The following is a 13,827-nucleotide window of genomic DNA, read 5'->3' on the forward strand; positions in this document are numbered from 1 at the left end:
ACGCTTCATTGGCTCAATGGCAGAGCAGCTGACTTGTAATCAGCAGGTTGTTGGTTCGACTCCGACATGAAGCTCCAAATATGGGGGAGTTCCCGAGTGGCCAAAGGGGGCAGACTGTAAATCTGTTGCGATTCGCTTCGATGGTTCGAATCCGTCCTCCCCCACCAAAGCATGGTTAATACCATGCTTTTTTTATCTCTATAAAAATTAAATTTCATCTTAAAAATAAAGTATATAATTACTATTGACATAGTATGCATATATTGTTAAAATGTTTTAGAAATAAAATTTGATATTAGTTCTTATCCAGAGAGGTGGAGGGAAAAAGGCCCTATGAAACCCGGCAACCTGTCGATAGCGACAAGTGATAAGTGACAAGTGACAAGTTAAGTTAAATGATTTGTTACCTGTGACTTATCACCTGCGACTTGTAGACGTGGTGCAAATTCCTGCAGAACATTTAATTTTGCAAGATAAGAAAGACCTTAGATAATTTCAGTCTCTTCTATCTTGAAGAGGCTTTTTTTATTGCTTAGAATTAATATCAAAAAATGAAAGGAGCTAAGCAAAGAATGAAAAGATTATTTACTTCAGAATCAGTAACAGAGGGGCATCCAGATAAAATATGTGATCAAATATCAGATGCGGTTTTAGACAATATATTAGAAAAGGACCCTATGGCAAGAGTTGCTTGTGAAACAGCAGTAACAACTGGAATGGTATTAGTAATGGGGGAAATATCAACATCTTGTTATGTAGATATTCCTAAAATAGTTAGAAAGACAATAAGAGAAATAGGTTATGATAGGGCAAAGTATGGATTTGATTGTGATACATGTTCGGTTTTAACATCTATTGATGAACAATCAAGTGATATAGCTATGGGAGTTGATGAGGCACTAGAATCTAGAGCTGGAGAAAAAGATGATGTTGAAGCTGTTGGAGCTGGGGATCAAGGAATGATGTTTGGTTTTGCAACTAATGAAACACCAGAATATATGCCTTCACCAATTGCCATGGCACATAGATTATCTAGAAGATTAACAGAAGTAAGAAAAAATGGTACTTTACCTTACTTAAGACCAGATGGAAAAACTCAAGTAACAGTAGAGTATGATGATAATAGGGTTGTTAGAATTGATGCAATAGTAATTTCTACTCAACATGATGATCATGTTAGTCAAGAGCAAATAAGAGAAGATTTAATGGAACATGTTATAAAGGCTGTTATTCCAGCTGAATTATTAGATGAATCAACTAAGTATTATATAAATCCAACAGGTAGATTTGTTGTTGGAGGACCACAAGGTGATAGTGGATTAACAGGTAGAAAAATTATAGTTGATACTTACGGAGGATATGGAAGACACGGTGGTGGAGCATTCTCAGGAAAAGATCCAACAAAAGTAGATAGATCAGCAGCATATGCAGCAAGATGGGTTGCAAAAAACTTAGTTGCAGCTGGAGTTGCAGATAAATTAGAAATACAATTAGCTTACGCTATAGGAGTTGCAAAACCAGTTTCTATTGAAGTTGATACTTTTGGAACAGGTAAGGTTTCAGAACAAGAAATAATAAATATTGTTGAAAAAGTATTTGATTTAAGACCAGGAGCAATAATAAGAGATCTTGAATTAAGAAGACCTTTATACAGACAAACAGCTGCTTATGGTCATTTTGGAAGAAATGATTTAAACCTTCCATGGGAAGAGTTAAATAAGGTAGAAGAAATAAAAAAATATCTATAATAAAAGGCGAGATACTACTTGTATCTCGCTTAATTTATTTTATAGGTTATTATAAACTATTTTACCACCAATTATAGTCATTTTAACATCTATATTTTCATCGAAAATAGTTAAATCAGCATCAAAATTTTCTTTTATTTGGCCTTTTCTATCATCGATTCTACAGTATTTAGCACAATTATGAGATGCCATTTTTACTATTTCGTATAATGGATAATCTGTATTATCATATATGTTTTTAATAGCCTTATTTAAGGTTAATATTGAACCAGCTAATGCACCATTTTCTAATCTTGCAGCACCATTTTTAACTATTACTGGTTGCCCGCCTAAAGCGTAAGTTCCATCAGGCATTCCACAAGCACACATTGCATCTGTTACAAGCAAGGTTTTATCAGTTCCTTTCTGCTTGTATGCTATTCTTAAGGAAGGATATGATATATGAATACCATCAGAGATAGTTTCAGTTGTTATATCTGAATCAAAAGTTGCTCCAACTACACCAGGTTCTCTATGACTAAATCCTGTCATAGCGTTAAATATATGAGTAGAATGACAGAAACCACACTTTATGCCATCAATAGCTTCTTCATAAGTTGCTTTAGTATGACCTATAGAACAGCGAATGCCCTTAGATGATAAAATTGAAGCAAGTTCCTTAGCACCAGCAACTTCAGGAGCCATAGTAATAGAAATTACTGAATCAATAGCGTCACCAGTCATTGATTTAAAGTTTTCGTATGAAGGGGGTATTAAATAATTTGGATTTTGTGCACCTATAGCGCTAGGACTAATAAATGGACCTTCTAAGTGAGCACCTAAAACTATAGCACCATCAGTTCCTTCAAGTTTTGCCTTTTTTATAGACAGCATGGATTTTAATATATCATCAGCAGACATAGTCATTGTTGTAGGTGTAAATGAGGTTGTACCATATTTACAAATAGTTTTTGATATTTCGTTAATTGCCTCAAATGTACCATCCATTGTATCATGCCCCCCGGCACCGTGTATGTGAACATCAATAAAACCAGGGGAAACAAATAAACCTTTACAATCCACAACCTTTGTTTCAGGAATTTCAGATGGATTAATTTCTTTTATTATATCGTTTTCAATTAATATTGATCCCTTTTCTATTTTATCTAAAAGGATTATATTACAATTTTTTAATAACATTTAAATTTCCTCCTAAATTAATGTTTAACTAGTTAAGTATAAGTTAATAGTAATAAATAAGTAAGATATGGATTTATAATTTAAATACAAATGCATAAGTTAAAATAAACAATGAAAATTTTACTTATGGTATAATTATATAATATTAATAAGTAAAATAAAATGTTTGGAGCGATAATATGGAAATATTAGAGGGCTTAGTAGAGGCAATAATATTTAAAAGTGATGATAGCGGATACATAGTAGCAAAGATAACTGCAAATAAGGAAGTTATAACAATTGTTGGAATAATGCCGTTAATAAAAGAGGGGCAACAAATAGAAGTAAAAGGTAATTGGATAAATCATAAGCAGTTTGGAAGGCAATTTAATGTAGAAGAGTATAAGGAGCTACTTCCCACTTCTGCAAAGGAAATTGAAAAATACTTAAGCACAGGAATAATTCATGGAATTGGACCTGTTACTGCCAAGAAGATAGTTAAGGCATTTGGAGTAGAGACTTTAGATATACTAGATAATAATATTGAAAGATTAAGGGAAGTAGAAGGAATAGGTGAAAAGAAATTTAACATAATATATGAATCGTACCTTGAAAGTAAAGAATTAAAAGATATTATAATGTTTTTCCAAAAACATGGAGTTACAATAAATCAATGTTTAAAAATTTATAAAAAGTTTGGACCAGATTCTATAGATATAGTTTCAAAGAATCCATATATATTAAATGATGAAATATCAGGAATTGGATTTTTGACTTCAGATAGAATTGCAAAGAGTTTAGGAATTGAACCGCAATCTGATTTTAGGGTTCAAAGTGGAATAAGATATGTTTTAAATAATTTTTCTGGGCTTGGAAATACGTATATGCCTAAAGATAAATTAATTGAACAATGCCAAAAGGTTTTAACAGTTGATAAAGAGTTGATAGAAGTTAATATATATAATAGTGTTTTAGAAGGAAAAATAAAGGTAGAAAAAATTAATGATATTGAAGCAGTGTATTCATTACCATATTATTTTTGTGAATTAGGTGTTACAAATAAGATTATTACTTTAAGTATAGAAAATTTTCAAACTATAAACTCAGATATTTCATTTGAGATATCTAGTTTTGAAAGTAAAAACAATATTAAGTTTGCAGATTCTCAAAAAGATGCTATATTAGGAGCTTTTGAAAATGGAATTGAAATAATAACTGGGGGACCAGGAACTGGAAAAACTACAATAATTAAATGTATAATAGAAATATATGAAAATAATGGAATGAAGGTTCTTTTAGCAGCACCAACAGGAAGAGCGGCTAAAAGAATGACAGAATCAACAGGACGAGAGGCAAAAACTATACATAGACTATTAGAAATGGGAGTAAGCGATGATGAAAATTCATTCTTTGGAAAGGGTGAAGGTGAGCCATTAGAAGGAGATGTAATAATAATCGATGAAGCATCTATGATTGATATAATGCTTATGAACAGTCTATTAAAAGCTATTAAATTAGGAACTAGAGTTATTATAGTTGGAGATGTAGATCAATTACCATCTGTAGGGCCTGGAAATGTATTAAGGGATTTAATAAATAGTAATTTTATTAAAGTAGTAAGATTAAATGAGATTTTTAGGCAAGGAAAAGAGAGTATGATAATTTTGAATGCACATAGAATAAATAATGGAGAATTACCATACTTAAATAAAAAAGGTGGGGATTTCTTCTTTGATAATAGAGAAGATAATGAGAGCATTCTAAATACTATATTAGATCTAGTAAATAGAAGACTACCTATGTTTAATTCAAAGTGGAATAAGGTCAAGGATATTCAAATATTATCTCCTACTAGAAAGGGAGTTTTAGGTGTAGAAAACTTGAACAATGAACTTCAAGCCATTTTAAATCCACCTAATAAGTATAAGAAAGAAAGAAAAATTAAGGATTCTATTTTTAGAGTTGGCGATAAAGTAATGCAAACTAAAAATAATTATTCTTTAAAATGGAATAGAGTAGGCGGATATGGCGATACTGAAGGTGTTGGTGTATTTAATGGAGATATGGGATTTATAGAATCTATTGATGAAGAAAATAGAACAGTTACTGTTGTTTTTGATGATGAAAGAAGTATAGTATATGATAACGTATATGTAGAAGAATTAGAATTAGCGTATGCTATAACAATACATAAGAGTCAGGGCAGTGAATTTAAGGTAGTAATTACACCGGCTTTTATGGGATCAGCCTTTTTAATGAATAGAAATATATTATATACAGGAATAACTAGAGCAAAAGACCTTGTAGTAGTTGTTGGAAATCAAAAAGCACTAAAATATATGGTTGATAATACGAATAGTATGGAGAGATATTCATCGTTGAAGGAGAGAATTTTAGATATTGTATCTGATAATAAAATAAGTGAAGAGTAGATAAATGGAGTCGATACTATGAATTATAAGGAATTGAGTAATGCTTTTAAAAAAATAAATAAATGGTATTTAAAAAGAACTAAGGTATTAACTTTAAAAACAAGACCTTTTAATACTGTTGATATTTTTTCTAATATAATAAATAAGGTTTTACAAGAAAATGGAAAGGTTCTATATGTATTTTGTAGCGGAGAGAAGGAATATATAAAAGAAAGGGTTAATTATATATATGAATTTATAGATGAAGCTATAAATATAAAACAATTAGACAAAAATTTGCATTGTATAACTATAAGTAATATAGAGAATATAAGTGAAGATTATGATTTAGTTATAATTGATGATATAACTTTGTTTTCAAAAATAAGTAATGAATATATTAGAGATGCTATAGAAAATATTTATTGGAAAAGTAAAAAGATTATAATTTATTCAAGTGAATATATATTTCCTATAGGAGAAAAAATTGATTTACCTTATATGTTATCAGAAGGACCTATTATAGAACCAAGATTAATGAATACGAGAATACGTTTAGAGGAGAATATACCATTATCTCTATTTGAGTATTTTAAGTGGTTTAAGGAAAATAAAAGAATAGTATTAATAATTGTGCCATCTGAAGAAAAGTTAAATAAGGTTTATAATCATTATTATGAGGTTTTAAGACAGTTAGGTATTAGAGTTGTTAGATATACTAAGAATCAAAATTTCAATTTTATAAAAGAAATTATAGATGGATATAGTGATGCTTTATTTATAGTTACTAATAATTGTGGCCAATATATGAATAGTATTGTAAATATAAATATAATAGTATTATTCGCTGATGATATTTATTATTCATATAAAAAAATAGTTTATATGTGTGGTTCCATTAATAGTACTAGAGAAATTCAGTCAGAACTAATAATGGTTTCAAAGGATATTTCTCAGGATATGGATAATGCAAAAAGTATTACTAGAGAATTTAATAGGAGATTATGGGAGAAGCAATATTTAAAATCATAAGTAAAATTTTAAGTTTAGATTCCTTTAATAAGGTCATATTAAAAATATATAATGAAATTTTAGATATAATTTATCCAGCTGAAGAGAAGTGTATAACTTGTAGGATAGATGGGTTTATTGGATTATGTCCATGTTGTAAAAATAGTATTAATAGAGCTAATATTGAAAAAGATAGTTTATCTTATGGGTTTTATGGAGGAATAATAAAAATTTTAATTTTGAAGTTTAAATATGAGAGTAATTTTACTGCAGGATATGTATTATCTAATTTTTTAATAGAGATGATAAAAGAGCAAGAAATTAATGGGGATGTTATTTGTTATGTACCTATGAGCAGAAAAGCTAAGAAAAAAAGAGGATTTAACCAATGTGAAATAATGGCCAAAAATGTAGGTTATAAACTTAATATACCTGTAAGTAATTGTATTAAAAAGATAAAAGATACTAGAGAGCAAAAAACATTAACTAAGGAAGAAAGAATTATAAATCTAAAGGGAGCTTTTAAAATTAGTAGTATTAATGAAATAAAAAATAAAAATATTATATTAATTGATGATGTTATGACCACGGGAGCTACTATTAGTGAATGTAAGTATATATTAAAAAAATCAGGAGCAAAACAAATTATAGTATTGACAATTGCCAAAAGCAATATATAATAGTAATGTAAAGTTAGGTCTGTGGATGAAAGTCGATGCCAGTCGCAGGCGAAACGATCCACGTAAGTTAAACAAAGTTTTAATGAGCATGGTGCGGTATAGAAGTAAGTCCTGCCAGTAGAGATACTGAGAGTGTTAGTAGTGAGAGGTTAAGTCCGGGTAGCAAAAGCTCCAGCAGGCGAGTGTGGGGTCAAAATCCAGGTCAGCTAACTTTATAAAAAAAACATCAATTCTTATGAATTGATGTTTTTTTTATTTTTAATAATAAGATAATTGAAGATAGAGTGAGTTATGTAGAGTAAATAAGTTTAAATTTTCTGTAAATTCAGAAAATAGCCTTTGAGGAATAATCTTACAAATGGTAAAATATATATATAAAACAAATATATATTGAAATCTTAAATAGTATAATTATAACTTAAAGAGAGGGGCTGACCTTATGAGAGTAACAGTAATAGGAAAGAATATTAACGTGACACCTGCATTAAAAGAGATAGTAGAGAGAAAGATTTCAAAATTAGACAGATATTTTGAACCTGACGTATCGGCAAGGGCTACATTAACTGTTCAAAAGAATAGCCAAATTTTTGAGGTGACAATACCATTTAATGGTGTGATTTTAAGATGTGAAGAATCAACAGATGACATGTACAAGTCTATTGATTTAGTAGAAACAAAATTAGAAAGACAAATTAGAAAACAAAGAACTAAGCTACAAAGAAGAAGTAATGAATCTTTAAGGTTTAGCAACTTTGATGAAGTTGCATCGGAAGAAGATGATCAAGGAGAAATAGTAAAAGTTAAAAAGTTCAATATAAAACCAATGAGTACAGAGGAAGCTATATTACAAATGGAACTTGTTGAACATAATTTCTTTGTATTTAAGGATTCTGATACTGATAATGTTAATGTTATATACAAGAGAAAAGATGGAAATTATGGACTTTTAGAACCAGATTATATTTAATGATTATAAGTAAGGAGAGTGTTATTAACATCTCTCCTTATTTTTATATAGATTTTAACTTTTATTTAGTTATAGTCATAGTAGAAGTTTTGGGGAAATAAAATAGGATGTTATAGTAAAAATTTACTTTAAATTTAAGTAGATACGTTTTTTGTTGAATTATAAATACTATAAATGGTATAATTTATTAAGTAAAATATTAAAAGGATAACCTATGTAAATAAAAGTTAGATAAAATAGATGAAATAATTATTTAATCGTACATTCTTATAGTATTTATGAATGTAGATATTGAAAGGAACTATATTATGGGATTTTTAGAAAAACTTTTTGGAACATATAGCGAGAGGGAAGTTAAGAAACTTCAATCAATTGCAGATAAAATAGAATCTTTAGATGAATCTATGCAAAAATTAACAGATGAGGAGCTTCAAGCTAAGACTATAGAGTTTAAGGAAAGAATAAAAAAAGGTGAATCTTTAGACAGCATCTTACCAGAAGCCTTTGCTGTTTGTAGAGAAGCTTCAAGTAGAGTTCTTGGAATGAAGCATTTCAGAGTTCAATTATTAGGAGGAATGGTTCTTCATCAAGGTAGAATAGCTGAGATGAAAACAGGTGAGGGTAAGACTCTTGTTGCAACATTACCGGCATACCTTAATGGATTAACTGGAAATGGGGTTCATGTAATAACAGTAAATGATTATTTAGCAAAAACTCAAATGGAAGAAATGGGGGTATTATATAACTTTTTAGGATTAACTACTGGTTGTATAATTCATGGAATAACTCCAGATCAAAGAAGAGCTGCTTATGCATGCGATATAACATATGGAACTAATAATGAGTTTGGATTTGATTACTTAAGAGATAATATGGTAATACATATGGAAGAAAGAGTTCAAAGAGCGCTTAACTTCTGTATAGTGGATGAGGTTGACTCTATTTTAATAGATGAAGCTAGAACACCACTTATTATTTCAGGAATGGGTGATAAATCTACTAAATTCTATAATGTTGCGGATAATTTTGTTAAAACATTAGTAAATGAAAAAGATTTTACAGTAGATGAAAAAGCTAATGCAGTTTTATTAACTGATAATGGTATTATTAAAGCTGAGAAATATTTTGGTATAGAAAACTATGCTGATTCTCAAAACTTAGAATTACAACACTATGTTACACAAGCTTTAAAAGCTAACTATACAATGAGAGCTGATAAAGACTACATGGTTAAAGATAATGAAATAGTTATAATTGATGAATTTACAGGAAGACTTATGGAAGGTAGAAGATATTCAGATGGACTTCATCAAGCAATTGAAGCTAAAGAGGGAGTTAAAATTCAAAGAGAATCAAAGACTTTAGCTACAATAACATTCCAAAATTACTTCAGAATGTATGCCAAGTTATCAGGAATGACAGGTACTGCATTAACAGAGGAAAATGAATTTAGAGAAATATATAATTTAGATGTTATAGTAATACCAACTAATAAACCAGTTCAAAGAATTGACCAATCTGATATGGTTTATAAAAATTCTGCTGGAAAATATAAGGCTATAGTTGATGAAGTTGTGAAGTCACACGAAAAGGGGCAACCAGTACTTGTGGGTACTGCGAGTGTTGATAAATCGGAATATATTTCTTCTTTATTAAAGAAGAGAGGTATTAAGCATCAAGTTCTTAATGCTAAATATCATGCTCAAGAAGCTGAAATAATTTCTCATGCAGGGGAATTAGGAATGGTTACTATTGCTACTAATATGGCAGGTAGAGGTACTGATATTAAGCTTGGAGAAGGTGTTAGAGAAGCTGGTGGATTAAAGGTTCTTGGTACTGAAAGACATGAATCTAGAAGAATAGATAATCAGCTTAGAGGTAGATCAGGGCGTCAAGGTGATCCAGGTGAATCAATATTCTTTATATCATTAGAAGATGATTTAATGAGAATATTTGGTTCTGAAAAAATTCAAGGAGTTATTGATAAATTAGGTCTTGAGGAAACAGAAGCTATAGAAAGTAAAATGGTTACTAAGGCTATAGAAAACGCTCAAAAGAAAGTTGAAGGAAATAACTTTGATATAAGAAAGAATCTTCTTGGATATGATGATGTTATGAATCTACAAAGAGAAGTTATTTATAGACAAAGAACTGAGGTTTTAGAAGGTAAAAACTTAAAAGAGCAAATTGAAGGAATGATAGAAGAGGTTATTTCTGATTCTGTAAATTCACATTTAAGTGGAGAAGTACAGGATATAGAAGCTGAAATTAAAACATTACTACAATATCTAGAAGAAATTTGTTTACCACATGGTGTTATAACTGCTGAAGAATTAGCAGACTTATCAAATGAACAAATAAAAGGTAAGTTAACTGAGATTGTTATGAATATCTATAAGGGTAAAGAACTTGAATTTGGAGAAGAGCAATTAAGAGAAATTGAAAGAGTAGTTCTTTTAAGAGTTGTTGACCAAAAATGGATGGCACACATTGATAATATGGATCATTTAAAACAAGGAATGGGATTAAGGGCATATAAGCAACAAGATCCAATTCAAGCATACCAAATGGAAGGTAGCGCAATGTTTGAAGAAATGATTGAAGGAATTAAGCTTGAAACTGTTAAGTTCTTATTCCATGTAAGAGTTGAAAGACCAGTTGAAAGAGAAAAGGTTGCTCAAGAAACATCTGCAAGTCATGGAAGTGATGACAAAAGTTTAAAGAAAGAACCTGTAAGAAATGATAACAAATTGGGAAGAAATGATTTATGCCCATGTGGAAGTGGTAAAAAGTATAAGAACTGCTGCGGTAGGGAAGCATAGATAGTTTCAAGTGATAAGTTAAAAGTGGCAAGTTAATGTGGGGGAGAGATTTATAAATATTACTACATCTAACTTGTCACTTGTCGTTTGTCACTTGTCACTGAATGAAGGGGTGATTTTTTTGTTAATTAAGTTAGAACAAGAGCTAACTAAGGTTAGTGGATTAAAGGAAACATTAAAAGAAATGGGGGCTTCACTTTGACAAAGAAAGTCTAGAAAAAAGGTTTCAAGAACTTGAGCTTCAGATGCAAGAAAAAGGCTTTTGGGATGATATAAAAAGGGCTGAAGAAGTTACGAAGGAAAGCAAGGGTATTAAAGATAAGATAGATAGATATGAAAATTTAGTAAGTAGACTAGATGATGTAGAAGTACTGGCAGAGCTTGCAGAAGATGATGAAGAAACTGTAAATGAAGTTATTACGGAAATTAGAGATATAGAAAAGCTTATAGAAGAATATAAGATAGAGCTTCTTTTATCAGGAGAGTATGATAGAAATGATGCTATATTAAACTTGCATGCTGGTGTTGGTGGAAGTGATGCTAATGATTGGACGCTTATGCTTTTAAGAATGTATACGAGATGGTGTGAAAAGAAGGGGTATAAGGTTGAAACATTAGATATACTTGAGGGCGATGAAGCAGGAATAAAGAGCGCAACATTAAGAGTAAAGGGTGAATTTGCATATGGATATCTAAAGGCAGAAAAGGGAGTTCATAGGTTAGTAAGAATATCTCCATTTAATGCAAATGGAAAAAGACAAACTTCATTTGCGTCTATAGAAGTATTACCGGAACTTACAAAGGATCAAGATATAGATATCAGACCTGAAGACTTAAAAATAGATACTTATAGAGCAAGTGGAGCTGGGGGGCAACACGTAAATAAAACAGAATCTGCTATAAGAATTACTCATATTCCTACTGGGATTGTAGTTCAGTGTCAAAGTGAAAGAAGCCAATTTTCAAATAAGGATACAGCAATGTCTATGTTGAAATCAAAGCTTATAGAACTTAAGGAAAGAGCTCATAAGGAAAAAATAGAAGATTTAACGGGTGAGTTAAAGGATATGGGATGGGGAAGTCAAATAAGATCATATGTATTCCATCCATATAATATGGTTAAGGATCATAGGACAAATGAAGAAACATCAAATTTAAATGCTGTTATGAATGGAGAAATAGATCAATTTATAACTACATATTTAAAGAGTATATCAAAATAAAAAAAGTGCATTGCACTTTTTTTATTTTGATATTAGTTTAAAATTTTTAAGTGTAATAATTATTATTGAAAATCCAAATATAAGAGTTACTATAATAGAATCATTATATCCCCTAGCATAAAATATACAAGAAGTTATAACAGATATTAATGCAATTAATGCGAAAAATCTAGAGCCATTTTTATCAGTTATAATTTTACTTTTATCAAATAATCCCCAAGCAATTAATATAATTAAAATAATAGATAGCCATAATAATGATTGTGAGCTATATACAAATCTAGTAAATATACTATAGCAAGAGTTTTTAATTTCTTCATCAACTATGCTATAAACAGTATCAATGGCATCAGTATCTATATAATCAATAGTATCATCAGGTGTATGAATTCTTGTTTTGTCACTATGACAGAAACTAACAGCATCTATATTTAAGTTATTAAAACTTGCATGATCACTAGAATCCTCATAAAGAACTTCATAACTTACATTATTAGAATCACAAATTTCCTTTAATGAATTTAATAATTCTGAATTTGTGTTCTTAAATTTACTTCCTTGCATGAAGCTTATAGGATAATCAACGCTACCAATCATATCGAAGTTAATTACTTTTGAATCTTGTATATTAAATAAGTTAGATTCGGCAAAGGCCTTAGAACCTAATAATCCAAATTCCTCTGCATTTAAGGCAACAAAAATTATATCTCTTTTTGGCTTTCCATAAGTAGCAAAACTTCTACTAAGTTCTAATAAGAAAGAAGCACCAGAAGCGTTATCTAATGCTCCTGAGTAGGTATTTCCTAATCCATCTTTTCCAAGGTGATCATAATGAGCAGTTATTATAAAAGGAGCTAACTTTGAGTTTGAACCTTTAATTACACCAATAATATTTGATATTGTTTTTTCCTCTTCCTCAAATGGAATATGAATTGATATTTCTTTTCCTTGGCTTAAGCTATTAGATATTTTTTCAAATGCACTATTGGATACCATTATTACTGCATCCTTTGCAAAATCGCTAAAAAATGAACTTCTAAATGAAAAATTATTGTTTTTAGGAACATATATTAAAAATTGTCCATCATTACAACTCACTTCCATATATGCTAGATAAGAATTTACCTTGTCTGCATTTGAAAAATTAAATGTATTATTTTTAAAATTAATCATATCTTCTTTAAAGTCAACGCCATATTTTAATTCTTCTTCAATTTCTCCATTAGATTCTATTTTTAAATATGGAGAAGTATTAGTTATAACAGGACATATAGTATTAAAAGTTTGAGTATAGTTACCATCATTGTTTAAGGTAGTTAACCCGCTATCTATAAACCTATTTTTTATTATTTCTCCTGTCATTGAATTTTCTGTGCTTCCTGCTAATCTTCCAGCAAGTGTATCTGAGGATAAAACATAAATATTACTTAGAACATTACTAGAATCAAATGGTGAATAAGTATTATTAAGATATATTGTAAATAGCAATATAAAGGATATTATTGATAATAGAGGGAAATATATAATTTTTTTCTTCATAAAAAATACCTCACTAATAGTATTATATTAAATACTATTAAATGAGGTGTTACATTATGATAATAAATCATGCCTTATTTTGAATAAGTTCAAATAAACATTGAAATAATGAAAACAAAATACAGATATAAATAAAAATATTAAGTTGATTATTAATAATGGAAAGTATACCACCAATTATTATACTGCATAATGTAAGGATATTTATAAATTTAAGAAAATTTGATTTCCCAGTTAATATTTCTTTAGCAGAAACAAATAAAATCAT

General features: G+C 29.5%; 9 protein-coding genes, 2 tRNA genes and 1 riboswitch. Of the genes, 9 read left to right on the forward strand and 2 right to left on the reverse strand.

Going from position 1 to position 13,827, the window contains the following annotated elements; genetic code table 11:
• Positions 1 to 2: 2 nt before the first annotated feature.
• The 3 genes from Q0G30_RS09295 (at position 3) to metK (ending at position 1,748) form a co-directional block, all read left to right on the forward strand.
• A tRNA-Thr gene (locus tag Q0G30_RS09295) sits at positions 3 to 77 on the forward strand.
• 5 nt (positions 78 to 82) lie between these two features.
• Positions 83 to 167: transfer RNA gene (locus tag Q0G30_RS09300), tRNA-Tyr, on the forward strand.
• 132 nt (positions 168 to 299) lie between these two features.
• A riboswitch (SAM riboswitch) is annotated at positions 300 to 480 on the forward strand.
• Between the two features lie 92 nt (positions 481 to 572).
• Entirely contained in the window at positions 573 to 1,748 is a 1,176-nt protein-coding gene (gene metK / locus Q0G30_RS09305; RefSeq protein WP_294389150.1) for a methionine adenosyltransferase, read from the forward strand.
• A 39-nt stretch (positions 1,749 to 1,787) separates the two neighbouring features.
• Here metK and nagA read toward each other — a convergent pair whose 3' ends face one another.
• Positions 1,788 to 2,927 carry an N-acetylglucosamine-6-phosphate deacetylase gene (gene nagA, locus Q0G30_RS09310; RefSeq protein ID WP_294389151.1) on the reverse strand — a complete coding sequence of 380 codons (1,140 nt, stop codon included), beginning with the start codon at positions 2,925 to 2,927 and terminating at the stop codon, positions 1,788 to 1,790.
• 179 nt (positions 2,928 to 3,106) lie between these two features.
• On the opposite strand from nagA, the gene Q0G30_RS09315 reads away from it, so the two are divergent.
• From Q0G30_RS09315 to prfB, 6 genes are all read left to right on the forward strand, one after another.
• Positions 3,107 to 5,338: an ATP-dependent RecD-like DNA helicase gene (locus Q0G30_RS09315; RefSeq protein WP_294389153.1), complete on the forward strand. Its 2,232-nt coding sequence runs from the start codon at positions 3,107 to 3,109 to the stop codon at positions 5,336 to 5,338.
• 18 nt (positions 5,339 to 5,356) lie between these two features.
• Positions 5,357 to 6,349: a hypothetical protein gene (locus tag Q0G30_RS09320; protein WP_294389155.1), complete on the forward strand. Its 993-nt coding sequence runs from the start codon at positions 5,357 to 5,359 to the stop codon at positions 6,347 to 6,349.
• Complete coding sequence (locus Q0G30_RS09325) at positions 6,322 to 7,008, forward strand: ComF family protein (RefSeq protein WP_294389157.1); 687 nt, start codon at positions 6,322 to 6,324, stop codon at positions 7,006 to 7,008. Before Q0G30_RS09320 ends, Q0G30_RS09325 begins: the two co-directional genes overlap by 28 nt.
• A 439-nt stretch (positions 7,009 to 7,447) precedes the next feature.
• Positions 7,448 to 7,975 carry a ribosome-associated translation inhibitor RaiA gene (gene raiA, locus Q0G30_RS09330; protein ID WP_294135979.1) on the forward strand — a complete coding sequence of 176 codons (528 nt, stop codon included), beginning with the start codon at positions 7,448 to 7,450 and terminating at the stop codon, positions 7,973 to 7,975.
• A gap of 308 nt (positions 7,976 to 8,283) precedes the next feature.
• Positions 8,284 to 10,797, forward strand: coding sequence for a preprotein translocase subunit SecA (gene secA / locus Q0G30_RS09335; protein ID WP_294389159.1), 2,514 nt, complete (start codon positions 8,284 to 8,286; stop codon positions 10,795 to 10,797).
• 121 nt (positions 10,798 to 10,918) lie between these two features.
• Positions 10,919 to 12,020, forward strand: a protein-coding gene (gene prfB, locus Q0G30_RS09340; protein ID WP_294129696.1) for a peptide chain release factor 2 whose coding sequence is annotated in 2 segments (ribosomal slippage) — positions 10,919 to 10,996 and positions 10,998 to 12,020 — 1,101 coding nt in all. Because the reading frame shifts where the segments join, the coding sequence is not laid out codon by codon here.
• Positions 12,021 to 12,041: 21 nt separating this feature from the next.
• Here prfB and Q0G30_RS09345 read toward each other — a convergent pair.
• The gene (locus tag Q0G30_RS09345; RefSeq protein ID WP_294389161.1) at positions 12,042 to 13,559 is read right to left on the reverse strand and encodes a M28 family metallopeptidase; all 1,518 of its coding nucleotides are present in this window, start codon (positions 13,557 to 13,559) and stop codon (positions 12,042 to 12,044) included.
• Positions 13,560 to 13,827 lie beyond the last annotated feature (268 nt).

This window comes from uncultured Clostridium sp. (assembly GCF_934754925.1).
Taxonomy (GTDB): domain Bacteria; phylum Bacillota; class Clostridia; order Clostridiales; family Clostridiaceae; genus Clostridium.

Excerpts from the sequence above, each read along its gene's own strand:
- metK (WP_294389150.1), top strand. The coding sequence starts at position 573 with ATGAAAAGATTATTTACTTCAGAATCAGTAACAGAGGGGCATCCAGAT.
- raiA (WP_294135979.1), top strand. The coding sequence starts at position 7,448 with ATGAGAGTAACAGTAATAGGAAAGAATATTAACGTGACACCTGCATTA.
- Q0G30_RS09315 (WP_294389153.1), top strand. The coding sequence starts at position 3,107 with ATGGAAATATTAGAGGGCTTAGTAGAGGCAATAATATTTAAAAGTGAT.
- Q0G30_RS09325 (WP_294389157.1), top strand. The coding sequence starts at position 6,322 with ATGGGAGAAGCAATATTTAAAATCATAAGTAAAATTTTAAGTTTAGAT.
- secA (WP_294389159.1), top strand. The coding sequence starts at position 8,284 with ATGGGATTTTTAGAAAAACTTTTTGGAACATATAGCGAGAGGGAAGTT.
- Q0G30_RS09345 (WP_294389161.1), bottom strand. The coding sequence starts at position 13,559 with ATGAAGAAAAAAATTATATATTTCCCTCTATTATCAATAATATCCTTT.
- nagA (WP_294389151.1), bottom strand. The coding sequence starts at position 2,927 with ATGTTATTAAAAAATTGTAATATAATCCTTTTAGATAAAATAGAAAAG.
- Q0G30_RS09320 (WP_294389155.1), top strand. The coding sequence starts at position 5,357 with ATGAATTATAAGGAATTGAGTAATGCTTTTAAAAAAATAAATAAATGG.